Annotated in this window: 23 protein-coding genes; 14 read left to right on the top strand and 9 right to left on the bottom strand. The window is 55.3% G+C overall.

Features of this window, described 5'->3' with window-relative positions:
* Positions 1-130: 130 nt before the first annotated feature.
* The 4 genes from HALTITAN_RS25405 to HALTITAN_RS15150 all read left to right on the top strand — a co-directional run bounded on the left by HALTITAN_RS25405 (position 131) and on the right by HALTITAN_RS15150 (position 3,933).
* On the top strand, positions 131-367 hold the full coding sequence (locus HALTITAN_RS25405) for a hypothetical protein (protein ID WP_152419277.1): 237 nt from the start codon (positions 131-133) through the stop codon (positions 365-367).
* Positions 360-1,865, top strand: coding sequence for a sodium:solute symporter family protein (locus tag HALTITAN_RS15140; RefSeq protein WP_039859660.1), 1,506 nt, complete (start codon positions 360-362; stop codon positions 1,863-1,865). Before HALTITAN_RS25405 ends, HALTITAN_RS15140 begins: the two co-directional genes overlap by 8 nt.
* A complete protein-coding gene (locus HALTITAN_RS15145) occupies positions 1,852-2,787 on the top strand; it encodes a carbon-nitrogen hydrolase family protein (protein WP_009287628.1) in 936 nt (311 codons plus the stop codon). Before HALTITAN_RS15140 ends, HALTITAN_RS15145 begins: the two co-directional genes overlap by 14 nt.
* Positions 2,788-2,874: 87 nt before the next feature.
* Positions 2,875-3,933 carry a phenylacetaldoxime dehydratase family protein gene (locus tag HALTITAN_RS15150; protein ID WP_039859662.1) on the top strand — a complete coding sequence of 353 codons (1,059 nt, stop codon included), beginning with the start codon at positions 2,875-2,877 and terminating at the stop codon, positions 3,931-3,933.
* Positions 3,934-3,981: 48 nt separating this feature from the next.
* On the opposite strand, the gene HALTITAN_RS15155 is transcribed toward HALTITAN_RS15150, so the two are convergent.
* Positions 3,982-4,275 carry a nucleotidyltransferase domain-containing protein gene (locus tag HALTITAN_RS15155; RefSeq protein ID WP_027960116.1) on the bottom strand — a complete coding sequence of 98 codons (294 nt, stop codon included), beginning with the start codon at positions 4,273-4,275 and terminating at the stop codon, positions 3,982-3,984.
* Between the two features lie 120 nt (positions 4,276-4,395).
* On the opposite strand from HALTITAN_RS15155, the gene pncB reads away from it, so the two are divergent.
* The 3 genes from pncB to HALTITAN_RS15170 are packed head-to-tail and all read left to right on the top strand — an operon-like array spanning position 4,396 to position 6,532.
* Complete coding sequence (pncB, locus tag HALTITAN_RS15160) at positions 4,396-5,577, top strand: nicotinate phosphoribosyltransferase (protein ID WP_009287630.1); 1,182 nt, start codon at positions 4,396-4,398, stop codon at positions 5,575-5,577.
* A 32-nt stretch (positions 5,578-5,609) separates the two neighbouring features.
* Positions 5,610-6,140, top strand: a complete 531-nt coding sequence (locus HALTITAN_RS15165) for an Rpn family recombination-promoting nuclease/putative transposase (RefSeq protein WP_051052077.1) — start codon at positions 5,610-5,612, stop codon at positions 6,138-6,140.
* Between the two features lie 2 nt (positions 6,141-6,142).
* Positions 6,143-6,532, top strand: coding sequence for an RpnC/YadD family protein (locus tag HALTITAN_RS15170; protein WP_039859663.1), 390 nt, complete (start codon positions 6,143-6,145; stop codon positions 6,530-6,532).
* Between the two features lie 8 nt (positions 6,533-6,540).
* Here HALTITAN_RS15170 and recC read toward each other — a convergent pair whose 3' ends face one another.
* Complete coding sequence (recC, locus tag HALTITAN_RS15175; protein WP_039859666.1) at positions 6,541-10,170, bottom strand: exodeoxyribonuclease V subunit gamma; 3,630 nt, start codon at positions 10,168-10,170, stop codon at positions 6,541-6,543.
* 176 nt (positions 10,171-10,346) lie between these two features.
* On the opposite strand from recC, the gene HALTITAN_RS15180 reads away from it, so the two are divergent.
* Both HALTITAN_RS15180 and HALTITAN_RS15185 read left to right on the top strand, forming a co-directional pair.
* Positions 10,347-10,778: a DUF2384 domain-containing protein gene (locus tag HALTITAN_RS15180; protein WP_022522688.1), complete on the top strand. Its 432-nt coding sequence runs from the start codon at positions 10,347-10,349 to the stop codon at positions 10,776-10,778.
* Positions 10,775-11,293 carry an RES family NAD+ phosphorylase gene (locus tag HALTITAN_RS15185; RefSeq protein ID WP_009287632.1) on the top strand — a complete coding sequence of 173 codons (519 nt, stop codon included), beginning with the start codon at positions 10,775-10,777 and terminating at the stop codon, positions 11,291-11,293. Before HALTITAN_RS15180 ends, HALTITAN_RS15185 begins: the two co-directional genes overlap by 4 nt.
* Before the next feature lie 94 nt (positions 11,294-11,387).
* On the opposite strand, the gene HALTITAN_RS15190 is transcribed toward HALTITAN_RS15185, so the two are convergent.
* A complete protein-coding gene (locus HALTITAN_RS15190; protein ID WP_039859668.1) occupies positions 11,388-11,702 on the bottom strand; it encodes an addiction module antidote protein in 315 nt (104 codons plus the stop codon).
* Positions 11,703-11,706: 4 nt separating this feature from the next.
* Positions 11,707-12,003, bottom strand: a complete 297-nt coding sequence (locus tag HALTITAN_RS15195; protein WP_039859671.1) for a type II toxin-antitoxin system RelE/ParE family toxin — start codon at positions 12,001-12,003, stop codon at positions 11,707-11,709.
* Positions 12,004-12,175: 172 nt separating this feature from the next.
* On the opposite strand from HALTITAN_RS15195, the gene ilvD reads away from it, so the two are divergent.
* Both ilvD and chrA read left to right on the top strand, forming a co-directional pair.
* The gene (gene ilvD, locus HALTITAN_RS15200; RefSeq protein WP_009287633.1) at positions 12,176-13,858 is read left to right on the top strand and encodes a dihydroxy-acid dehydratase; all 1,683 of its coding nucleotides are present in this window, start codon (positions 12,176-12,178) and stop codon (positions 13,856-13,858) included.
* 112 nt (positions 13,859-13,970) lie between these two features.
* A complete protein-coding gene (gene chrA / locus HALTITAN_RS15205; protein ID WP_176316249.1) occupies positions 13,971-15,164 on the top strand; it encodes a chromate efflux transporter in 1,194 nt (397 codons plus the stop codon).
* Positions 15,165-15,290: 126 nt separating this feature from the next.
* Here the strand turns inward: chrA and HALTITAN_RS15210 are convergent, their stop codons facing one another.
* Positions 15,291-15,563, bottom strand: a complete 273-nt coding sequence (locus tag HALTITAN_RS15210) for an XRE family transcriptional regulator (protein ID WP_008958942.1) — start codon at positions 15,561-15,563, stop codon at positions 15,291-15,293.
* A 219-nt stretch (positions 15,564-15,782) separates the two neighbouring features.
* Here HALTITAN_RS15210 and purE point away from each other — a divergent pair, with 219 nt between their 5' ends.
* From purE to HALTITAN_RS15225, 3 genes are all read left to right on the top strand, one after another.
* On the top strand, positions 15,783-16,298 hold the full coding sequence (purE, locus tag HALTITAN_RS15215; protein WP_022522693.1) for a 5-(carboxyamino)imidazole ribonucleotide mutase: 516 nt from the start codon (positions 15,783-15,785) through the stop codon (positions 16,296-16,298).
* Positions 16,299-16,309: 11 nt separating this feature from the next.
* Entirely contained in the window at positions 16,310-17,449 is a 1,140-nt protein-coding gene (locus HALTITAN_RS15220; protein WP_009287636.1) for a 5-(carboxyamino)imidazole ribonucleotide synthase, read from the top strand.
* Between the two features lie 163 nt (positions 17,450-17,612).
* The gene (locus HALTITAN_RS15225) at positions 17,613-19,187 is read left to right on the top strand and encodes a diguanylate cyclase domain-containing protein (RefSeq protein WP_035538864.1); all 1,575 of its coding nucleotides are present in this window, start codon (positions 17,613-17,615) and stop codon (positions 19,185-19,187) included.
* A 9-nt stretch (positions 19,188-19,196) separates the two neighbouring features.
* On the opposite strand, the gene HALTITAN_RS15230 is transcribed toward HALTITAN_RS15225, so the two are convergent.
* From HALTITAN_RS15230 to HALTITAN_RS15245, 4 genes are all read right to left on the bottom strand, one after another.
* Complete coding sequence (locus HALTITAN_RS15230) at positions 19,197-20,000, bottom strand: TraX family protein (protein ID WP_009287638.1); 804 nt, start codon at positions 19,998-20,000, stop codon at positions 19,197-19,199.
* Positions 20,001-20,318: 318 nt separating this feature from the next.
* Positions 20,319-21,086: a transporter substrate-binding domain-containing protein gene (locus HALTITAN_RS15235; RefSeq protein WP_009287639.1), complete on the bottom strand. Its 768-nt coding sequence runs from the start codon at positions 21,084-21,086 to the stop codon at positions 20,319-20,321.
* A 176-nt stretch (positions 21,087-21,262) separates the two neighbouring features.
* Complete coding sequence (locus HALTITAN_RS15240; RefSeq protein WP_022522697.1) at positions 21,263-21,994, bottom strand: ABC transporter permease; 732 nt, start codon at positions 21,992-21,994, stop codon at positions 21,263-21,265.
* On the bottom strand, positions 21,994-22,698 hold the full coding sequence (locus tag HALTITAN_RS15245; protein ID WP_027960125.1) for an ABC transporter permease: 705 nt from the start codon (positions 22,696-22,698) through the stop codon (positions 21,994-21,996). Before HALTITAN_RS15245 ends, HALTITAN_RS15240 begins: the two co-directional genes overlap by 1 nt.
* Positions 22,699-22,713: the final 15 nt, after the last annotated feature.

Below are 22,713 nucleotides of genomic sequence, written 5' to 3' on the forward strand. Positions count from 1 at the left end.
GTCTGTAAATATAGCTTAAGGAAATTCGAGACGCTTGCTCAACACGGTTTGTTATAAAACTAACAAGTAAAGCTAAAAAGAGATGTTGGCTTTGGCTCTACGCTTAAAGGTGACTTAAATGTTGACAGGAATGAATCGGAAGTTGTTCTGGTTAGTGCTTATATTGGCACTTATCGGAAGCTGGCTTCCCTACTTTAATATTCTCAATGAACTGGTGTGGGTAGGCCCACTATCTCTTCCTCTGGCCTGGGTATTGACTTGTAATATAGTGCTGACACTTTGTGCCATTGCACTTTATCCACTCTACTTCAAGCCACTCTCTGAACGTATTGATGCATTTGAACGTAAGGAGGGCGGGCATGAATAGCACCGCTGTCACTATCATCATACTGATCGCGTTCATCGCTATCTTTGTCGTGATATCGCTGCGTGCCCGGCAGCATAATGCGTCGACCATTGACGATTACGTCGTGGGTGGGCGATCCATGAATACCGCGCTGCTGCTGATGTCCATGGGGGCGACTTACTTTTCTACCTGGACGCTGCTGGGTTCATTCGGTGTCTATTATCGGGAAGGAATCTGGTTCGCGGGTTTTACCACCTGGGCGATCATTCAGGGCAGCGTGTTTATTTGGCTGTTTGGCACGCGCATTTGGTATATCGGTAAACGCTTTAACTTCATTACTCCTGGGCAAATGGTAGAGCACTACTACTCGAGCCCCACGCTTCGTTTGCTGTTTTCCATTGTCGGTATCATCGCTTTGGTTCCGGTGATGCTGATTCAGGTAACGGGCAGTGCCCGTGCCCTGGAAAGCCTGACCGGCGGTGCTATCCCCTATGCCGTTGGGGTTATCGTGACCTCGGTGGTGGTCGGCTTTATCGTGCTCTGGGCGGGTTTCAGGGGCACCGCATGGGCGGATGCCTTTATGGGGACATTCTTTGCCACGGTACTGGTGTTTACGGCGGTCTTCATCATCGGTAAAGCGGGCGGCTGGTCGTTCCTGCAGAACGTGGCCGAAGTCGAGCCACAGCTATTGACGAATAAAGGCAATCCGGTGGCCATGCTGGAGTTATGGGTCGGGCTGAGTTTTGGCGCCTGGGCATTACCCCATATGTGGCAGAAGTTCTACTCGGCGCATTCAGCGAAAGTGCTGGGCAAGGTGGCCATGTTCACCCCTTTCTGGAACTCCTGGATGATGGCCTGCATTCCGCTGGTGATAGGCCTTTCTGCCAACATTCCTGGGCTGGTGCCAGGGGCGGCAGACAATAGCGATGCGATTCTGCCCCTGATCTTTGCTGAATATGCCCCCATTCTCGGCTCCTTTGTGGTCGCTGGTATCCTTGCCGCTGCCATTTCTACCATCAACAGCCAATTGCTCTCTTCGGCAAGCCTGGTGGCTGAGGATGTATGGCGCAGGTTCTTCGATAAAGAGATGAGTGAAAAGCGTTTGCGGCTGGTCAATAAGGTGGTCATTGGGCTGATCACCAGCATTGTTCTGGTGCTTGCCCTTAGCCCTTCCGGGGCTGGCTACTTGGTGCCCGTCGCTTCCCTGGGCTTCAGCCTTGGCTTGCAGCTGGTACCCACCGCGCTGGGGATGCTCTATTTCCGCTGGATTACTCCCGCTGGGGCGTTAACCGGGATGGTGGCGGGCGTCATCACACTGTTCGTGAGTGCTGCTACCGATTTCACGCTGTTCTTTGGCCCGGGTATCAGCGCGATCATCGTCAATGCCCTGTTGGTGGCCGTTGTTAGTCGCTTTACCCAGGCTGCGCCAGTGAATGGCGACAATGACTACCATGCGCTGTTCGCTCAGCTCTATGGCAAGCAACCTACGCAAAAGGTAACTGCTCATGCAATCAACTAAAAAAGTCGCCGTCGTTCAGGCGGGATCCCATCCCTTTGACCCTATGTTGACCGCTGAAAAGGGGGCAAGGTTAATCAGTGAAGCTGCCGCCAAAAAGGCAACGGTGGTGGTTTTTCCAGAAGCTTTTTTGGGGGGCTACCCTAAGGGTGCAAGCTTCGGTAGTCCGGTAGGCAAACGAACCGAGGAGGGACGTGATGAGTTTCTGCGCTACTACCGAAGTGCCATCGACCTTGATGGGCCGGAGCTGACCCTGATTACCGATGCAGCTCAGGCACATAACGTCTTCGTGGTCATGGGGGTGATTGAGCGTACGGCCTATACCCTCTATTGCACGGTACTGTATATAGATCCTGAGCAGGGCTTGGTGGGCAAACATCGCAAACTGATGCCTACTGGCGGTGAGCGTATCATCTGGGGGTTCGGCGATGGCTCGACGCTGCCGGTTTTCAAGACCGGTGCAGGTACGGTGGGTGCGGTAATTTGCTGGGAAAACTATATGCCCATGATGCGCTCGGCCATGTATGGCAAGGGGGTCGATGTTTACTGTGCCCCAACCGCCGATGACCGTGATACGTGGCTGGCCAGCATGCAGCATATCGCTCTTGAAGGACGTTGCTACGTGTTGAGCGCCTGCCAGTATCTGACTAGGGGCGATTTTCCCGACGATTATGACTGCCTGCTGGCACCGGCGAGTGAGCCGGAAACGATACTGATGCGAGGCGCGAGCATGATCGTAAGCCCCATGGGGGAAGTTCTCGCTGGCCCTCTGTTTAACGAGGAGGGCATCCTCTATGCCGAGGTCTCCCAGGACGTCATCGTACGCAGCAAGCTCGATTTCGACCCGGTCGGACACTATGCCCGCCCGGATGTATTCAGCCTGCATGTGGATACAGAAGCGAAGTCGCCGGTAAGAAGTGACTGATCACGTTTAAGCTTGCTGTGAAATCAACTCATCCGATGGCTGTTTCATGCTCCACTGGATCAGCCATCGTTGAGATGGAGTATTGCCATGACTTTTCATATCGACTACCCCCGAGTGGTACCCGAGCGGCGGCCACCCGGTCATGAGCCGGCGGCCCCCCGCTATACATTGCGCTGGACACGGCCGGTCAATCGACTCTGCTGTGTTTATTTTGGCATTCAGGGGCGCGAGCTTGCCTGGGATGACCAGGCGGCGTTTTTCAGCCGTATCAGAGACTCCTTTGTTATCGACTCCGCGCCGGAAGCCCACGAAACGCTGCGCTTTACCGATGAAGCGGGCTACGCCAATGCGGTGCTGGTCGCTTACTGGACCGATCCTTCGGTCTATATGGAGTGGTTGCGGGATGCTGCGTTTATCCAGTGGCTGGCACAGCCACAGCGCACTGACGATACGTTCGGCTATTGGCGGGAGACCATCCACGTCCACTATGACCGTCATGAAACGATCTACTCAGAAGGTAATTATCGAATAGGGTTGGGGCGTTGTCCTGACACCAAGGCGGTTCCCATGACTACCAACGGCTATTTTGGCGCTGCCCGTGACCGCTTTCCGGTCTCTGCGGTGGATACACTCTCGAGCACCTTTAAGGTGAAGATGCCTGCTCCGGGTAGCAAAACGACACTTGGGCGACGTTTGTTTGCTCAAGTGCCTCATAACCTGACCTCGATTCGATCCGGTCAGTATTGGGGGGAGGCGAAGCAGGAGCAGTTTGACGACTACGAGGAGTCATTACGCCCCAAATTGATGGAAGGTATGCAGTACTTGCTCGACCATAAGGAGGAAACGGGCACGCTCTGCTTGAGGGTCATGTCAAACCTTGATGATAATGGTGACGAGCGTTACGAAACCTCGGTACATGCTTACTTTGCTTCTTTGGAGGAGATGGAAAGCTGGGCCAGTTCACATCCTACCCATAAAGCCATTTATGACCATGCCATCGCGAAGAATAGGGAATATGGCAAAAAGCGTGAAGTGGTGACCTGGCATGAAGTCTTCCTGTTAACCGAAGGCATGCCATTTGAGTATATTAATTGCCACCCTGAAACCGGTGTATTGCCGTTTTGCACGCTGTATGAGCGTTGTTAATATATGGTTAGTCGCTAAGAACGTCCTGACTCATGCCGCTTCCCCACTTTAACCAAGCGGGCGCGCTTCGGCTAAGACTCTCGCTTGGGTGGGGCTTGGCTCATCAGTCGATACATAGGTGACAATTTCCACCGGCAGTTTGAGGTATTCTTCGAGTATTTGTTTGAGTTCAGCACAAGGCTGTGGCGGTATCGCTGTCTGGGAGATCAACAGTAGATCAACGCCGCCGCCTCGCTTTGAATCATCTAGCCTTGAACCAAACACATGAGTTTCCACCGAATCACCAATAAACTCGCTCACACCAGAAAGAATGATTGCGCGATGTGTTTGGGTAATACGCATGAAGTCAGCTCCTTAACTGTATGACAGCCCCGCCACCTGATAATCTTATCGCCGAGCCACTTTAGGTGCATTTTAGTTTACGCTACCGGCGGCTTCGGTTCACTCTAACGATGGGATCTCATGCTGACATCGCTGCTGGATAATGACTTCTATAAGATCACGATGCAGAACGCCGTGATCAAACGCTTTCCTTATGCCCATGCGCGCTACGCCTTTATCAATCGTGGCGAGCATGCTTTTCCTGAAGGCTTTGGCGCCGAACTTCGCCGCGAAGTCGATAAGATGGCATCGCTGCGATTGAGCGATGGCGAGAAGCGCTATCTCGAAATCACGTGCCCTTATCTCGACCCGACGTATCTCGATTTCCTTGCCGGGTTTCATTACAACCCCAGCGAAGTGATCGTCGAGCAGCAGGGCAGTGAACTTTCGGTGATCATTGAAGGGCCCTGGTACCGCACTATTCTGTGGGAAGTGCCGCTGATGGCGTTGATCAGCGAGCTCTGGTATCGGCTGCGTGGCGTAACGATCACACCTGACGCCGATGCGAAGATTGAGCAGCGTGCCAAGGAGAAGATCGAACTCTATCGCCGCTTGGGGCTGAAAATTGCTGAGTTTGGCACCCGGCGGCGCTTCTCTTCTGACGTTCACGACCGGGTGGTCGGCGCGCTTAGCCACCACGGCGGCGAGGCGTTTAGTGGTACCAGCAATGTGCTGATGGCCATGCGCCACGGCGTCAAGCCGATCGGCACCCACGCCCACGAGTGGTTTATGTTCCACGGTGCCCGCTTCGGTTTCAAAATGGCCAATAGCTTGGCTTTGGAGCATTGGGTGGATGTGTACCGGGGGGATCTGGGGATCGCCTTAACAGATACCTTTACCTCTAAGGCGTTTTACGACAGCTTCGATAAGAAGTTCGCCAAACTGTTCGATGGCGTTCGTCATGATAGCGGCGACCCTATCGAGTTTGCCTCCCAGACCATAGAGCACTACGAGCGCCTGGGCATCAACCCGCTGAGCAAGACGATTATCTTCTCCGACGCGCTAACACCGGAGAAGGTCGAGCGGATACATACCTTCTGCAAAGGTCGCATCGGCATGGCGTTTGGTATTGGCACCAACTTCACTAATGATGTCGGTGTTGAGCCGATGAACATGGTGATCAAGATGGTCGAGGCGCGCCCGGAAGGGCAGGGCTGGCTGCCGGTGATCAAGCTTTCCGACGTGGCGGAAAAGAACACCGGCGACCCGGAGATGATCTCGCTGGCGAAGCGGATTTTGTCGCTGAATGGGAAGAATTCTTAGGTTCTAATCTGTTCGAAACGTGGAAACTGCTTGTGGCTGATACCTCCAAACCACCCCATAATCCCCATGATCGGTTCTTTCGTAGCGCGATGGAAAACCACGCCGTCGCGCAGGGGTTCATGCAACATTATTTACCCAAGAAAATTAGCGCCGCACTGGATTTAGGCAGTCTTAAGCTGGAGCATGATAGCCACCTCGATTCAGCCCTGCGAGAAACCGTCTCCGACCTGGTGTACCGTTGTCAATTAGCGGGGCAACCGGCGTATCTAGCTGTATTGGTCGAACATCAGTCAAGCCCCGACCCGCACATGCCCGTGCGTATCGGGCATTATCTGTTTGGGATGCTGACCAAGCAGTTGAAGCAGCGCCCCAAGGAACCCCTGGCACCGGTTCATGCACTGGTGTTCTACCACGGCCGTCAAACACCCTACCCCTACTCAATGGATCTTGCTGACTGCTTTGAAGATCCGCTGGGGCTAATGGAGACGCTGTTCCAGGGGCCAATACCATTAGTGGATGTAAATCAGCTTGATGACGAAGCGCTAAACAACAGCAGTGGATAGGCTTGGTTGCTCGGGTACTAAAGCACATTCGCGAACCGCACATCGATCCTTACCTGATGGAATGGCTGCGTGACTGCGCGAGCTTTGACGAGCACAGTCGCCAGCAGTTGGATTTCATCGCTACCTTGCTAAACTATGTGGTAGGAACAGGCAACGTGATTGACCTTGATCAGTTGATTGAAGAGAGCCATCGCTTGCCCCAGCCTATAGGAGATACCTTTATGACCATTGCCACCCAGTTGGAAGCGCGAGGTGAAGCCAAAGGCAAAATCGAGGGTAAAATCGAAACCGCTCGGAACCTCCTGCAAGAGGGGGCTGACCCCCAGTTTGTAGCCAAGGTGACGGGGTTGCCTATTGATGATGTTAAGCGCCTTCAGAACCACGCTGAATAAGGTAGGCTCTAATTTTTCACTGATCGGTGCAGTGGCGCGTAGAGCGCTTCGGTCAGCGTGGCGAAGCTGTGGCCAAGGGCACGCTCGTTGAATAGCTTTTCGAAGCTCGGCCATTGGTGGGCAAGGTAGGCGCTTTGGGCGACTTCGCCGGTTTGAAAGCGGCCGCCTTCGTAGGCGGTTTCGGCGGCGGCGTAGGCGTCGCTCTCCCTTGCGCTATCGGCTTCCAATTCAGGCGTGCCTTGTTTGGCCAGCCAGGCGAAAGCGGCTTGCGGAGCTAGCGGTAGCGGGGCCTGCATGCCATCGCACCAGGCACTTAGCAGGTTTTGTAGCTGGTAGCGGGCATTCTCGGCTTCTAACGGTTCCAAGCGCACATGGCCTGCTTTTGAGAGTAGCTGGGTGGTCATCGGGTGTTTGGCATTGCCCGCTAAGTGAGCGACCCAAGGGCGTAGCAGGTGCTGCCAGCGATATTGACCGCGGCCACGCCCCTGGCTGATTAAACTACTGCTGAGCAGTAGCAAGTGGCAGCGGTTGCCCGCTTCATCCTGGCGCAGCTCTCCCAGCCCATCTTCCAGCGTTACCTGTCCCTCAGCGCTTTCAACAACATGCACCGCCTGGGGCACCGCCACTACTTGAGGCCACTCTTGCAACGCTTCTTCGTAAGCGCCAAACAGGGCATCCATTGGTTCTGCCAACGCTTCGCGCATCCTCTCGCCAAAGGCACCCACGGCTAGCACGCCCTGGCCTTTAAAGCGTTCCAGTGCTGCGTGCAGTGCTTCCACTCGCGGCTGGCCGTTATCCACGGCGTGGCGCTGGGCGGCGATTAGCTGATCCTGCAACTGCCAGTTCTGTAGCCCGTCCAGGGTGAAGGGTTCAACGTCCAGCTGGGTAAGCTCCTCCTGCTCGAAGTAGACCCCCAGGCGAGTGTTGAAAAACGCCTTGGCGGGTTCGCGTAGAAAGCTGCCTAGCTGGTTCAGGGTTAACGTGCTCTGCTGCTCGTTGTCCGCCTTAAGCTCTGGTGACTTTGAGTCTTGGATGCTTGCGCCACTGGGGGTGTGTAGGGCGTGCCATTCGTGAGCATACGTAAACAGCCGTGCTTGGGCAGGGGAATCGCTGATTTGTTCGGTAAAATAGCGGCGGCTGAACGGCTGCAGCGGGTGTTCGGTGGTTAACGCTTCCAGCAGCGGCTCGCCGTTTTGCGTGTGCCAGCCCGCTTCCAGGTGGTCGCGCAACTGGCCGACCAACACCGAGGGCGGCATGGGGTTGTTGTCGATCTGGCTGCGGCCTACCCAGCTAATATAGAGCTGTTGGCGGGCAGAGAGCAGCGCTTCCAGAAACAGGTAGCGGTCATCTTCCCGCCGCGAGCGGTCGCCGGGGCGGTAGTCGCTGCCCATCAGGTCAAAATCCAGCGGCGGCTGGGAGCGTGGGTATTCGCCGTCGTTCATACCCAATAAACACACCCGCTTAAACGGGATGGCGCGCATAGGCATCAGCGTGGCGAAGTTGACCGCGCCCGCCAGGAAGCGCTGGGAAAGACTATGCTCGTCGATTTGCCCCAACCAGTGTTCACGCACCATGGAGAGCGGCAGCGGGTCAAAAAGTTCGGCCTCTTCGGTGCTGTCCAACAGCTGCTGTAGCGCGGTCTCCAACTTGGTGAGCATGACGCTTTCCTGGGCGTCATCGGTGAGGAAGTAGGTTTCTAGCAGTTCGCGTAGCCGGGCCACCCAGCTGGCGGCGTCGGTGGGCTGGCAGAAGGTTTCCCAGGTGTTTTCCAGCTTTTCCAACAGATTTGCCAGCGGGCCTGCCAGGGAAGCTTCCAGCCCGCCAATATCGTCGAATGGCTCGATACCTTGCCACGCCTCTGCACTGCCCACCGTATACCCCAGTAGCAGTCGGCGTAGGCCAAAGGCCCAGGTGTTCTGGGTTAGCCCTTCGGGTAGATCCAGCCGGGTGCGCTGTTCGGCATTGAGCCCCCAGCGGATGCCTGCACCCTCGATCCAGCGGCTGAGGGTGGGCAGGTCGTGTTCATCGATGCCAAAGCGTGCGCGCAGCGCGGGCACTTCCAGCAAATCGAGCAGATCGCTTACCGAGAGGCGCAGCTCCGGTAAGCGCAGCAGTTTTTCCAGCGCAATCATCATCGGCAGGCGGTGGCGGCTGGCCTGATCCGAAAGGGTATACGGAATGTAGCGCGGGTCGTCGGGTCTAGCGTTCGCGTTATAGCTACCGAAAGCGGAGCGGTACTGGCCGAACACGGCTTCAATATGCGGCGCGTAGCGGTCAATATCCGGCACCATGACGATGATATCCCGCGGGCGCAAATCCGGGGCGGCGCTGAAGGCCGCCAGCAGCTGGTCGTGGAGGATCTCCACTTCCCGCTGGGGGCCGTGGGCAATATGAAACACGATGGAGTCGTCGCTGGCCGGGTCTAGCGCGGGCCAGTGGGTTTGGGTTTCCGCTACCGGGCGCAGCTCGCGGATATCGTCCTGTAGCTGGCTGAGCAAGCAGTTGCGCTCTTCGCCGCTGAACGGCTCGAACATATCAATACGCAGTGCCTGCTGCTCGAATAGGGTTTGGTAGTTGCCCGCGTCGTCGTGTTCGTCTAGCAGGCGCAGGTAGTCGCGCCCCTGTTTACCCCAGGCGGCCAGCAGCGGTTGGGCGTGCAGGTGCAGGGCGTCGTCGGCATCGCCGGTGCCCAGCACATCCAGGGCGTCGGGCATGCCTGCCTTGCGTCGCTGGCGGTAGCGGCTGGCGCGGAGCAGGTCTTTGTGCTCGATGATATCCGCCCAGTAGTACTGGCAGGGGTTGTGCACGCAGAGCACGATCTGGCAGCAGCGCGACAGCGCCGCCAGGGCTTCTAACGTCTGTTGCGGCAGCGATGAGATGCCGAAAATAATCAATCGCCGGGGCAGGCCGGGTGGGCACTCTTGGCCTTCAAGCTGAACGGCGGCTTCCAGAAAGCGGCTGTGCACCTGGGCGCGGCTGCTGTTAAGGCCCGCCTCGCCTAGATTATTAGCCACATCGTCGCGCAGTGCGCGCCATAGCTCTGGCTGCCACAGCTGGTGTGCTTCCAGCGGGCGGGCTTCGCCCCGGGCGGTGATGAGTACATCGTTGCCCTTGGCCCAGGCGTCCAGCCAGTCGGCGCGATACACCTGGTACTGATCGAACAGATCCGCCAGCCGCTCGGCCAGTTGGTAGTGCTTGCGCTGGTCGCGATCCACTTCTAAAAAGCGTGCCAGCGGCGCAAAAGCTTCCTGCTCGGCAAGGCTGGGCAGCAGGCGCAATAAGCGCCATATCAACCGCGATTTATCAAACGGCGAGGTTTCGGGCACTGCGTGCTCGTCGTGCGTTAAGTGAGTCAGCACCGTGCGATAGGCCTGCCATAGAAAACGCGCAGGCAGCGTGACGTTCAGTGCTGCGGCTATGCCCGCACCGCCTTGGGCCGGGTCTGCCGCCAGCGCCAGTTTTAGCCACTGCCCAATGCCGTTGCTCTGCACCAGAATGGTCTCGTTCTCCAGCGGCGAGAGCGGGTGTCGGCGCATCCACTCCACCGCCAAGCCGCGCAAATCTTCCAGGCGATTGGCATGTACCACCATAAAGCCCGGCGTTAGCGGTGTTTGCGAGAGCAGCGAGTTTGCAGACATGCACGATTCCTTAATGGATGGTTCCTTCACGGCAGGGGCGGAGCGGCTAAGTGTATGGTGCCATAAGTTTAGTTCTGAAGCTTGAAACCCTAGCGTCCTGTTTGAGAACTGCTATGATGGAAATATGATGCATATAAGTTGGATATTAGCTGTATGAGCGTAGCAGGAGGTTGCCCATGGCAATTGACACTGTAAAAGAATCCCTTAATGAGTCATCCGGGTATTTGGTTCCTGATTCATTCGAGCGGTTTTTAGCTGATTTGAAGGGAGCTGCTCGTAAAGATCGCCACCCATTGATTAACCCGAAGTTGTTTGCCAGTGCATTGAGCATTGATATCCAAACGCTGGCCAACCAAGCACATGTTCATCGTACGACGATATCCCGTGCTCAGGGAGCGGAAAAACTTCAACGTTATCTTCGTGATGCACTTCGTGTGCTCGGCGCAGCGGCGGATATTAATGGTGACTTTCATGACGCTCTGTTTTGGTTTCGCAACGAGCCGCTTAGCGCATTTGACTATAAAACACCCGAGCAACTCGTAAGTGAAGGGCGCGCAGAAGACTTGTTGCGCTATGTTCAGGCGCTACAAGCAGGTGTAGTGGGATGATAGTGCTGCCGGAGCTGAAAACTCAGGCATACCGTGTACATGTTCCGCGCTGGGCATTTTCGCCTACTAGTGGGGCCGGAGCGAGAGAGCATGGAGGAAGGCTAAACCGAGTTGGTGTAGATGCATTATACCTGTCGCTTGAGGAGCAAACGGCGTTAGCGGAGTACAAGCAGCTTTCTGCATTAATGCCACCTGGACTGATTGTTAGCTATACGGTCAGCGTGACGACTATTGTCGATTTTCGATCAGGTTATAACTCGAAATGGGATAGCCTTTGGCAAGAGCTTAACTGTGACTGGCGTAAGTATTGGTTTAATCAGCGCATTGAGCCGCCTAGCTGGATATTAGGCGATATGGCGTTGGAGCAGGGGGCCAAGGGGATACTTTTTCCTTCGTTGGCAAGAGACTCAGGCACCAACCTCGTTCTCTATACCGAAACGTTAACAGAAAACGATATGCTCGAGGTTTATGATCCCAAAGGTGATTTGCCGCACAACGCGCGCTCTTGGCAGTAATTGTTTTTATTTTGATCTTCTTTTAAGACAGAGGTCATGTTGTAGAGCTAGGTATCATAAGTTAATCGTTTTCCGCGATGCTCGCTAGGCCGTCCTAGCTGCCCGCTTCTGGCCGCGATAGCGGTTTAATAGATAGGCGCAACCCCAAGGAGTTGGCTACTTTGCTAATGGTCGAAAAAGCCGGGTTTCCTTCCCCCGATAGGGCTTTGTAAAGCCCTTCTCGGCTCATTCCAACGTCTTTGGCGAGTTGGCTCATGTTGCGAGCACGAGCGATATCACCAAGTGCGGCGGCAAGAAGGGCTGTATCATTTTCCTCCATCACTGCATCAAGATAGGCCGCAATATCCTCCTCAGTTTGAAGGTAATCAGCAGTATCGTAGTGACTGAAAGTGACATTAGGAACGGTCATGGTGTTACTCCTTCCATTGCGCGGCAATGGCTTTGGCTAGTTCGATATCGTGGGATTGGGTGGCTTTATCACCACCGCACAGCAGAACCACGATTACTGGCCCTTTGGTAATATAATAGGCGCGGTAGCCTGGCCCATAAGGAATTCGCAGTTCAGAAACGCCTTTACCGACCGGCTTCACATCTCCAGGGTTGCCCAGACTCAAACGTCGGATGCGGGCTTCAACCTTGGCGCGGGCACGGATATCGCGAAGCTCGCGTAGCCATCTATCGAAGACATCGGTTTTAATCAACTCGATCATGGTGATAACTATAGTTGGCAGTTCTGAGAGTGTCAACTTTGGTTGACGTCTAATCAAAAGCAAAGAAACGATGGGGGGAACGCTATGGTGTCAGAAGTTAATCATCTTGCGGGATGCGATATATATCGCCAAGCTATGCGGATACCGTGAACAACGCTAAGAGAGATTTCTAATGTCTGATTCATCGCAAAACTCCCGCCGTCACTCTTCCCAAGTAGTCGATGGCCCAGGCAAAGCCGCTAGCCGTGCTATGCTGCGCGCCGTGGGCTTTACGGATGCCGATTTCAAGAAGCCTCAGGTGGGTATTGCCTCTACCTGGAGCATGGTCACGCCCTGCAATAGTCATATTAACGAGCTGGCTGAGTTTGCCCGTGATGGTGCCGATGCAGGCGGTGGTAAAGGTGTTATTTTCAATACCATCACCATTTCCGATGGTATTGCCAACGGCACCGAAGGGATGAAGTATTCACTGGTGTCGCGGGAGGTGATCGCCGACTCCATCGAAACCGTCGCCGGTTGTGAAGGCTTTGATGGCCTCGTGGCCATTGGCGGCTGTGATAAGAATATGCCCGGTTGCCTGATGGGGCTGGCGCGTTTGAATCGCCCCAGCGTGTTCGTCTATGGCGGCACCATTATGCCTGGCAAGGGGCATACCGATATTGTTTCGGTCTTCGAGGCCATGGGGGCGCACTCCCGTGGTGATATCGACCTGATCGAGCTTAAGAACATCGAAGAAACGGCGATCCCTGGCCCTGGCTCCTGTGGCGGCATGTACACCGCCAACACCATGGCGTCGGCGATTGAAGCCTTGGGCATGAGCCTGCCGGGTAGCTCGGCGCAAAATGCCATCTCCCAAGAGAAGCGTGACGACTGCAAAGCGGCGGGCGAGGCGGTGCTGGCGCTGCTGGCGGACGATATCAAACCCTCCGATATTATGACCCGCGAGGCGTTTGAGAACGCGATTACCGTGGTGATTGCCCTGGGCGGCTCCACCAACGCGGTACTGCACCTTATCGCCATGGCGCGCACCATAGGCGTTGAATTGTCGCTGTCCGATTTCACTGAAATAGGTAAGCGCGTACCGGTGCTCGCTGACCTGCGCCCCAGCGGCCACTACATGATGAGTGAGCTGGTGGCGATTGGCGGTATTCAGCCGCTGATGAGAATGCTGTTGGATGCGGGCTTGCTCAACGGCAACTGCTTGACCGTCACCGGCAAAACGTTGGAAGAGAACCTTGCTGAGGTTGAGCCTTACCCTGCTGAGCCGCCGATTATTGCATCGCTGGGAAATCCGATTAAAACGGAAAGCCATCTGCGCATGCTCTACGGCAACTTGGCACCGGAAGGCGCGGTAGCGAAGATTACCGGGAAGGAGGGCACTCGCTTCTCTGGTTCAGCGCGGGTATTTGGCTCGGAAGAAGAGGCCCAGGCGCGTATTAACGATGGCACCGTCGTTGCCGGCGATGTGGTGGTGATTCGCTATGAAGGGCCGAAAGGTGGCCCCGGCATGCGTGAAATGCTCACACCGACCTCGGCGATTATGGGCCGTGGTTTGGGTAACGACGTGGCGCTAATTACCGATGGGCGCTTCTCCGGTGGCAGCCACGGTTTTGTGGTCGGCCATGTGTCACCAGAAGCTTTTGACGGCGGCCCGTTGGCGCTGGTGAAAGATGGCGATACCATCACCATCGATGCTGAAGCGGATACCATCGACGTTGATCTCTCCGATGAAGAGCTGATGCGCCGCCGCGCCGCCTGGCAGCAGCCAGAACCCCGCTATACACGCGGTGTGCTGGCTAAGTATGCGCGTTTGGTTAGCTCGGCCAGCACCGGCGCGGTGACCGACCAGGAGTAATCCGTGTTGTCGTTATGAGCGTATCCTCATGAGCACGCTGTCATAAAGAATTAAAGCGTAAGGCTTAGTATAAAAGCCTTGCGCTTTTTTATTGGAATAACAGGTGGCCGAAATGGTGGAGCAAACGCAGGCACGTGGGCGCATAGGTGAGGTGTTTTGGGTATTTTTAGCACTCGGCTTAACGTCCTTTGGCGGCCCGGTAGCGCACCTGGGGTATTTTCGCACGGCCTTTGTGGAACGGCGCCAGTGGCTCTCTGAGCAGGCCTACGCTGATCTAGTGGCGCTGTGTCAGTTCTTACCGGGGCCCGCTAGCAGCCAGGTGGGCTTTGCTCTTGGCCTATTGCGCGCGGGGCCTTGGGGGGCTGCCATGGCGTGGCTGGCGTTTACACTGCCCTCGGCGATTATCCTGGTGCTATTTGCGTTTGGCGCGGCGGTGCTGGATGGCCCTATTGGCAGTGGCATTATCCATGGCTTAAAAGTGGTGGCGGTGGCGATTGTTGCCCACGCGGTGTGGGGCATGGCGCGTAATCTCTGCCCGGATAAAACCCGCACGGGAATCGCGCTTGCGGCGGTATTGACGGTGGTGCTGGTCAGTGGCCCACTGGGTCAGGTGTCGGCGATTGTGTTGGGGGGCTTAGCCGGGCTAACACTGTGTCGCGATAGCGCTGTCGCTACGGCAAGTGAGTCGCTGCATTTTCCGGTGACGCGTAAGGCAGGCATGGTGGCGCTGGGGGTATTCGCAGGGCTGTTGATTCTGCTGCCGTTATTGGCGGGGATGGCGGTTTGGCTGGATATCGCCGATGCGTTTTACCGTTCAGGCGCATTAGTGTTTGGTGGCGGGCACGTAGTGCTTCCGCTGTTGGAAGCGGAAGTGGTGCAGTCGGGTTGGCTTACGTCGGATGAGTTTTTGGCTGGTTACGGTGCCGCCCAGGCGGTACCGGGGCCGCTGTTTACGTTTGCGGCTTACTTAGGCGCGCTGCTGCCCGGTATCAATGGTTTAGTCGGTGCTTTGCTGGCGCTGCTGGCAATCTTTATCCCCGGCTTTTTGCTGTTAGTGGGCGTGCTGCCGTTTTGGAATCAATTTTGTCAGTGGGGCAGTGCCCAGGCGCTAATGCGCGGTGCCAATGCGGCGGTGGTAGGCATTTTAGGCGCGGCGCTTTATCAGCCGGTGTGGACGAGTGCGATCATTGGTGCAGAAGAGTTTTCGCTGGCGCTTACCGGTTTCTTGCTATTAACCGTATGGAAGCTGCCCGCTTGGGTCGTGGTGGTGGTTGTAGCGTTTGGGGGGATTGCGATTGCGCCATGAGCCGTCATTACGAACGAAGTGAAGTAATCTCGGGATTGGTGTAAGTGTGAAAAAAACTTTCTTGGCAGACCGCCGGGAGGCGGCCTGCGTGGAGTGGAGAAGTGGGAACAGCAGAAAAAGTGTCTGCTATGGCGCCTCCAGCTCTAAGGTGCGACGTAGGGCGTGAAGTTCATCCACTCCCAGATGCTCAAGCCTTCCGGCGAGCAGGTCGCTGATTTTCTGAACGGGAAGTCCTGCCCGGCGGGCAATTTCTCGGCTTCCTAGGTCTGATACGGCGATCAGACGCGTGATAATACGCATTAATCGCGTACGTTTTTCAAGTTCCCTGACGTCGAGGTCAGGGCTGCTTCGCGGAGGATCAAGCTGTTCCGCAGTGGCAGTTGCGCGTGCCGTGCTCATGTGGCTCCATCAGTCTGAAATGACAAACACACAATGCCGCCAACCGGTGCGCATTTCAATGCCTATTTTGATGAAAATTTCACGACCTCGGCAACGCCCGCAAACGGGCTAGCTCTGGTAGACTATTCGCCTTCCTATTTTGATGTGTGCCTGACCCGGCGCACGCTGTTTTTTAATTTAGTTTCGCTTTTTATAGGCCGTTGGGCCGAGGAGTTTTGCATGTCGTCGAACAGCGCACCCAAGGTGGGCGTGATCATGGGATCCAAGTCCGACTGGCCAGTCATGGAGCACGCTGTTTCCATGCTGGAGCGTTTGGGCGTGGCTTATGAAACTCGCGTGGTGTCAGCACACCGTACACCTGACCTGCTGTTTGACTATGCCAAGAGCGCTGCCGAGCGCGGTTTGCAGGTAATTGTGGCAGGCGCGGGCGGTGCTGCTCACTTGCCAGGTATGGTGGCCTCGCAAACGCCACTACCGGTACTGGGTGTGCCGGTGGAGTCGAAAGCGCTAAAAGGTTTGGATTCGCTGCTCTCCATTGCGCAGATGCCCGGCGGCATCGCAGTGGGCACCCTGGCGATTGGTAAAGCGGGCGCGACTAACGCTGGTTTGTTAGCAGCGCAGATCGTTGGCCTGCAAGATGCGACCGTACGCAGCGCGGTTGAAGCGTTTCGCGCCGAGCAGACTCAGAAAGTTCTCGACAACCCTGACCCGCGCCCCGAGCCGGAAGCGGAATAAGGAGTCTGGCTATGAACTCTGGTATTGCAAAAAACATTGGCGTACTGGGTGCAGGTCAATTAGGCCGCATGTTGGCGCTAGCGGGTTATCCGCTGGGTAATCGTTTCACTTTTTTAGATACTACGGGTAATCCCAGTGCTGGAATTGGCGATGTAATTGTCGATCCTAATAACCAGCACCTGGCTGAGTTTTTGGCCAAGGTTGATGTAGTGACCTACGAGTTCGAACACCTGCCCGTTCAACTGTTGCGCGAAATTGAGCAGCACAAGCCGGTTTATCCCAGCAGTCGTGCCATTGAAGTGTGCCAGAACCGGGTCGAAGAGAAGACACTGTTTGATCGTCTAGGCATTCCGACCCCTGCTTACCGGGTAGTGCAGAGCGCCGAGCAGCTTGAAGCCGCCGCCCGTGAGTTGGGTTGCCCGGTGGTGGCAAAATCGGTCACTGAAGGCTACGACGGTAAAGGCCAGGCCGTCTTGAAACAGCCTGAGCAGGCTGGCGAGGCGTGGAGCGCAATTGGCCATTCGCAGTTGGTCGTTGAGGCCTTCGTCGACTTCGTGCGTGAAGTCTCGATGATTGCCGTGCGCGGTCGTGATGGTGAGGTGGTGTTCTACCCCATGGCCGAGAACCAGCATGTGGATGGCATCCTGCGCTACTCCGTGGCGCCGCTGCCGGATCTGGACGCCAGCGTTCAGCAAACCGCTGATGGCTATATTCGTGCGTTGTTGGATGAGCTGGATTACGTGGGCGTGCTGGCGCTAGAGCTGTTTCAAACCCGCGATGGCAGCCTGCTCGCCAACGAAATGGCGCCCCGGGTGCATAACTCCGGCCACTGGACGATGGATGGCGCGGTGACCAGCCAGTTCGAAAACCACCTGCGCGCGATACAGGGCTTGCCCTTAGGCGATACCCAGGCGATTGCCCCCACCTGCATGATTAACGTGATTGGCCGTGAAGGCGATAACGCGGCGATTCTAGCGCTTGCTAATACGCACCTGCATCGCTACGACAAAGCTGAGCGCGCTGGTCGTAAGCTCGCCCACGTCAATATTCTCGCGCCCAACCATGCCGAACTGTTGGAAAAAGTTAACGCCTGTAGTGCGTTACTGCCGGAGGCGCCGCCGCCACAGCTAAGCTTTACCATCAAACAGTAGTTTCTACAGCCGCCTGCTTAGCTCAGGCGGCTTTTTTCTACCAATGTTGTCCAATCATGCAACTTTTATCGCTAAAAGTGACTAAATGCGCTAAAAAGGAGCCACAACAAAAAATCAGCTAATTATGCTGATCTTAATAGCGACTTTTAGGCGGATAGTTAGTATGCCTCACTCTTCAACTACTGGGTCTGCCCCTGGGCTGCGCAGTGGTTTCCATCGCGACCACCATGTCACTGTAAAGCGCCTGCATAGCGAAAAAGTACGTCTGCTGTACGACAACCTTTGGCAACCGGTGCTAAGCAGTGTGTTGGCAGGCATGCTGCTAGTCGCAGCCATGTGGCCAGTGGTCGCAAGCTGGGTACTGCTTACCTGGCTCGCAGTATTGACCTTTGTTTCGTTCGCTCGCCTTGCCTTGGCCTACTATTTTCGCCGCTTACCGGCACAGCAACAGCAGCGCCGCCGCTGGCTATACCGGTTTAGCGCCGGGGCAGTTTTAGCTGGCTGTGTCTGGGGAGTCGGCGGGGTCGTTCTGTTTACTGGCGAAAATCACGGTCAGGTGGCTGCGCTTTCGATTGTATTGGCGGGCATTGCTGCCGGTGGTGTCACAACGCTTTCGGCCGTTTGGTGGGTGGCACTCGGTTTTGTGCTGCCGATTTTGCTTCCCCTGCTAGTGCAGTTTTTACTATTAGGTTCACCGCTGGCAGTTTTAATTGGTGCCATGCTTAGCCTGTTTCTTGGCCTGATTGTTACCACTAGTCGACGTTTAAGCAGAATTATTCACGATAACATTGCCCTGCGGGTGAATATGTCGGCCCGGGAGGCGCAGTTGCAAGAGAGCGAAAATCGCTACCGCTCTATCTTTCAACGCTCGCCGTTGGGAGTGCTGCATTTTGATAGCCAGGGTTTCATCACTGATTGTAATAGTAAGCTGTTGGAGATACTGGACGTTAACCGCGCTCAGTTGCTCGGCTATAAGATGCTATCCAGCTCGGCGAATCCAGAGGTTGCCAAGGCCGTGCGCAATGCCCTCGCTAAAGGAACTGGCTATTATGAGGGAACTTACTATTTGCCCAAAGCGAGCGCAGGCACCCCGCTACGGGCATTCTTCAACGGTGTGCATAGTGCCAGTAATGAGATGGTCGGCGGCGTAGCCATTATTGAAGATTTCACCGAGCGTAAGCGTGCTGAGGCGATCATTTACCGTCAGGCTTTTTATGACTCTCTCACCGATCTACCCAATCGGCGGCTGTTTATCGAGCGTTTGGCAACTCTTTGCGATGAGAAACAAACAGAGCCTCAGAGCGGGTTACTGATGTTTTTGGATATGGATCGCTTTAAGTTGATTAATGACACTTTGGGACATGCAGCGGGCGATAATCTACTAGTGCAAGTGGCTCGCCGCCTTGAAAGCTGCTTGAACGGGGAGGATATGGCTGCTCGTCTCAGCGGGGATGAGTTTGTGCTAATGGCCCTGCTTGGCGAGGGGGCAGATGAGACCCTGGAGGCGCGTGCTGAGACTTATATGCTTAAGGTTCAGCAGGCTCTCTCTCAGCCTTACCGACTGGCAAGTAACGATACCAACGTAACGCCCAGCATAGGCTATACCTGCTTCACAACCGTCGCTTGCGATTACGAAGAAGTACTTAAACAAGCGGATATTGCGATGTATCGTGCAAAAACAGAAGGCCGGGCGCAGCTTTGCCGCTACCAGCCCTGGATGCGCGATAAAATGCAGTGATCCGAACGCTTAAGCCAATTGACCGATTAGCAGCACCCATAAAGCGATTAACGCAAAGTGGCCGGGGTACCACGCTAACCATAAACGTCGCGGCATCACTAAGTAGACGGGGGGGATTCGTTGCGCTGCACCTGCAGCAAGTACCAGCACGATGAGGCACGTACCTACAGTAAACGATTTGGCCATGTCAGAGGCATTCATTTGCCCGGCAATCCAGAGTGCTGGAAATGCCGCTAGGCCTGCCCATAGGCGCGCTTGGAAATGGCTCTCAGTTTGGCTCAAGGCGTGCATCGCGAACATTAATAGCGGAATCAGCAGCAGCCCGTTGTGCCCGTACTCCACCCAAAAACCGAGCAGATACCACACGGTCACACCTACCGCTGCACCGGCTAACAACCAGGGCAAACCTAACGTTTGCTGCTGGTAGTGCTGCCAGCCTTGGCGCACTAGCGCACCTAAGGTTAAACCACTGGCCAGGGTAAAGCAGACGTTGAGGATAAATGCGTCTGATGCGCGTGGCATCATCATGTAGGGGAGTTGGGCAACCAAGCCGATAATTAGAATTCGGCGCGAGTAGCGCAGTGGGTTGCGGGTATTAAACAGGCCGTGCCAGGCCACCATGGCGGCAAACAGCGGGAAGGCGATACGGCCAATGGAAGACCCGGCCCAGCTTAGATCCCAATCGCCGGGCAGCACATAGCGAGTGAGGTGATCCACGGTCATGGTGATCAGGGCCAGCCACTGCCCCCAGCCGGTCCAGTGAGAAGAGAGGCGAGGTAGCGTGCCTGCATGTGGGCTAGTCGGGTGAGCCATAAAACCTCCGTGTTGAACATGCGCGATGATACAGAGACAGAGGTAGCTTTACCTAGTTCACTGAATTTTCAGCGTTAGGTAGAAACGCATCACCCCGGCGGTTGCCGGGGTGATGGACACTAGGGCCTGTTGACGTTTCATCGCGAACCGCTTTGCGGGGCAACCCGAAGGGCTGGGCCCGTTTTTATCCGCGGCGGCGTTAGTCGTCGTTCATTTGGAACCACCAAACTTCTCTCCTCCTGCCTTGCCGCGAATAAAAACGGGCTCCAGCGCGGCCGCGAGTGAAACGTCAACAGGCCCTAGGGCTTGCTGTGATGCTTACTCTTGCCCACCGAAATAACGGTTGTAGATCTCGTCGTAAGTGCCGTCTTCTTTCACTTCAGCCAGGGCTTCGTTGAACTGCTCAGCGAGTGCTTCGTCGCGTTGACGGAACGCGATACCAAAGCCATCACCAAAATACTCTTTAGGTTCGGTGAGCATCTCGCCGACAACAACGTAGTTGCCTTCTTCGCTATCCAGTAACGTGGACTTACCGACCGGGTAATCGAGGAACAAGATGTCCAAACGCTCGGACTCCATGTCCAGCACCATGTCATCGGCGGTAGAATAGCGGTTGATGTCGGCGACATCGCCATACATGTCGGTGACGTAATTGTCCTGCAGAGTGCCGCGCTGAACGCCGATGGTCATGCCGGCGAGCGACTCTTCATTGGTTGCATCAAGGTCGGTGCCTTCAGGAGCAAACCAGGCGGACGGTGGGGTGATGTAGGGGTCAGAGAACAGCACTTGCTCGCGACGGTCATCATTGATCGTCATGGAGGACATAATAGCGTCGTATTTACGTGCCATGAGACCCGGGATAATGCCGTCCCAGCCCTGTACAACCCATTCACATTCAACACCGATACGCTCACAGAGGGCGTTGCCCAGGTCGATATCAAAGCCGGTCAGCTCGCCATCCGGCGTGCGATATTCCATCGGCTCGTAAGGCACATCAACCCCGATACGTAGTTGGTCTTCTTGCGCCTGGGCGGCGCTTGCTGCAACGGCTAAGCCTAGCAGTGAGACAGACAGCAGTTTTTTCATTATGTATCTCCTTGGAAGCAGAGTTCATCTAAGCAACCACTGCCTAATGATGGCGTTGCCTATAGGGCGTTGACCACGTTAGTCACAGGTTGCGTTGTGATGATCATTGATAACTTATCCTAACTCGGCGTTGACGAAAAGCGCTTGATGATTCGTAAACCAACGTTTGTTTCACACTAGGAGTTCTGTGGCTGTAGATGTGCGAGCAGCTTTTTCTCTAGATAACGAAAGAGATACAGGATGGTGAAGGTTAAACACAGGTATATCGCTGCCACAAACAAGAATGCGTCAAAAGGTGCATAAAAACGCGCATAGACAAAGCGCGCCGCGCCGGTCAGATCCATAATCGTCACTACGCTGGCAATAGCGCTGGCATGTAGCATGAAAATGACTTCGTTGCCGTAGGCCGGCAGTGCGCGACGAAAAGCGCTGGGGATAATAATGCGCCGCATGGTCTGCTGAGGTGACATGCCATAGGCACGAGCCGCTTCAATTTCACCTTTCGAGGTAGACTTAATCGCGCCGCGAAAAATCTCGGTCGTATAGGCGGCGGTGTTGAGGGTAAATGCAATGAGTGCGGGGACGAACGGTTCTTCAAGTATCACCCATAGCCAACTTTCTTGGATTCCGTCCACGAACACCACGCCGTAATAAATCAGGTAGAGTTGGATGAGTAGCGGTGTGCCACGAAAAACATAGGTGTAAGCAAAAATAGGCCACTTAATCCAGGCGTGTTTTGAACCACGCCCAATGGCAAGGGGTACCGCAGCGATTAAGCCAATGACCAGCGATAAAAAGACCAGTTGCACCGTGGTGGTCAACCCATCGCCATAGTAGGAAAGCGTTTGCAGCGTGAAAATACTGTTCTCGGCAAGCTGATTTTCGAGCCATGTCATGAAAGCGGTCATTAGTCTGCCTCCCCATAGCCAATGTTGTAGCGTTTTTGCAGACGAGCAAAGATCCATTCCGAAACGCTGGCGATGAGCAGATAGATAAGCGCGACAATAATCATGAAAGTGAAAGGTTCGCGCGTCGCTTTAGAGGCTTCTGAGGCGACACGCACCATATCAGAAAGCCCGATTACCGAGACCAGTGCTGTGGTTTTGAGCAATACCATCCAGTTGTTGGAAAGGCCAGGCAGTGCATGGCGCATCATCTGCGGAAAACGGACGCGACGAAAAACCAGCCCATCGCTCATGCCATAGGCTTTACCTGCTTCGATTTGCCCATTATCGACCGCCATAAAAGCGCCGCGAAAGGTTTCTCCCATATAGGCCCCGAAGATTAGCCCAATGGTGACAACGCCCGCGACGAAGGCATTAATATTGATAAAAATATCGATATCGAACGAGTAGTAAATCCAGTCGGTGATCATGTTGACGCCAATTTGGCCGCCGAAAAAAAACAGCATCATCAACACGAGGTCGGGCACACCGCGAATAAGTGTGGTGTAAAGCGTGGCAAGACGATGAGCTAACCAGTTGCGCGACATCTTCGCGCTGGCGGTCAGGAGCCCTAAAATAATCGCTAAAATCAGCGACAACACCGCTAATTGGATGGTGACGCCAGCCCCTTCGATCAGCCGGGGGCCATACCCTTGTAAATCAATCATGGTCAGCCTCGCGGA

It is taken from the genome of Vreelandella titanicae BH1 (assembly GCF_000336575.1).
Classification (GTDB): domain Bacteria; phylum Pseudomonadota; class Gammaproteobacteria; order Pseudomonadales; family Halomonadaceae; genus Vreelandella; species Vreelandella titanicae.

What these genes read in the sequence shown, in the direction of transcription:
- HALTITAN_RS15210 (WP_008958942.1), bottom strand. Translation starts at nt 15,563, where the DNA reads ATGAGCACGGCACGCGCAACTGCCACTGCGGAACAGCTTGATCCTCCG.
- ilvD (WP_009287633.1), top strand. Translation starts at nt 12,176, where the DNA reads ATGTCTGATTCATCGCAAAACTCCCGCCGTCACTCTTCCCAAGTAGTC.
- HALTITAN_RS15220 (WP_009287636.1), top strand. Translation starts at nt 16,310, where the DNA reads ATGAACTCTGGTATTGCAAAAAACATTGGCGTACTGGGTGCAGGTCAA.
- HALTITAN_RS15245 (WP_027960125.1), bottom strand. Translation starts at nt 22,698, where the DNA reads ATGATTGATTTACAAGGGTATGGCCCCCGGCTGATCGAAGGGGCTGGC.
- HALTITAN_RS15225 (WP_035538864.1), top strand. Translation starts at nt 17,613, where the DNA reads ATGCCTCACTCTTCAACTACTGGGTCTGCCCCTGGGCTGCGCAGTGGT.
- pncB (WP_009287630.1), top strand. Translation starts at nt 4,396, where the DNA reads ATGCTGACATCGCTGCTGGATAATGACTTCTATAAGATCACGATGCAG.
- HALTITAN_RS15150 (WP_039859662.1), top strand. Translation starts at nt 2,875, where the DNA reads ATGACTTTTCATATCGACTACCCCCGAGTGGTACCCGAGCGGCGGCCA.
- HALTITAN_RS15155 (WP_027960116.1), bottom strand. Translation starts at nt 4,275, where the DNA reads ATGCGTATTACCCAAACACATCGCGCAATCATTCTTTCTGGTGTGAGC.
- HALTITAN_RS25405 (WP_152419277.1), top strand. Translation starts at nt 131, where the DNA reads ATGAATCGGAAGTTGTTCTGGTTAGTGCTTATATTGGCACTTATCGGA.
- recC (WP_039859666.1), bottom strand. Translation starts at nt 10,170, where the DNA reads ATGTCTGCAAACTCGCTGCTCTCGCAAACACCGCTAACGCCGGGCTTT.
- HALTITAN_RS15180 (WP_022522688.1), top strand. Translation starts at nt 10,347, where the DNA reads ATGGCAATTGACACTGTAAAAGAATCCCTTAATGAGTCATCCGGGTAT.
- HALTITAN_RS15240 (WP_022522697.1), bottom strand. Translation starts at nt 21,994, where the DNA reads ATGACCGCTTTCATGACATGGCTCGAAAATCAGCTTGCCGAGAACAGT.
- HALTITAN_RS15235 (WP_009287639.1), bottom strand. Translation starts at nt 21,086, where the DNA reads ATGAAAAAACTGCTGTCTGTCTCACTGCTAGGCTTAGCCGTTGCAGCA.
- HALTITAN_RS15185 (WP_009287632.1), top strand. Translation starts at nt 10,775, where the DNA reads ATGATAGTGCTGCCGGAGCTGAAAACTCAGGCATACCGTGTACATGTT.
- HALTITAN_RS15145 (WP_009287628.1), top strand. Translation starts at nt 1,852, where the DNA reads ATGCAATCAACTAAAAAAGTCGCCGTCGTTCAGGCGGGATCCCATCCC.
- HALTITAN_RS15195 (WP_039859671.1), bottom strand. Translation starts at nt 12,003, where the DNA reads ATGATCGAGTTGATTAAAACCGATGTCTTCGATAGATGGCTACGCGAG.
- HALTITAN_RS15140 (WP_039859660.1), top strand. Translation starts at nt 360, where the DNA reads ATGAATAGCACCGCTGTCACTATCATCATACTGATCGCGTTCATCGCT.
- HALTITAN_RS15190 (WP_039859668.1), bottom strand. Translation starts at nt 11,702, where the DNA reads ATGACCGTTCCTAATGTCACTTTCAGTCACTACGATACTGCTGATTAC.
- chrA (WP_176316249.1), top strand. Translation starts at nt 13,971, where the DNA reads ATGGTGGAGCAAACGCAGGCACGTGGGCGCATAGGTGAGGTGTTTTGG.
- purE (WP_022522693.1), top strand. Translation starts at nt 15,783, where the DNA reads ATGTCGTCGAACAGCGCACCCAAGGTGGGCGTGATCATGGGATCCAAG.
- HALTITAN_RS15230 (WP_009287638.1), bottom strand. Translation starts at nt 20,000, where the DNA reads ATGGCTCACCCGACTAGCCCACATGCAGGCACGCTACCTCGCCTCTCT.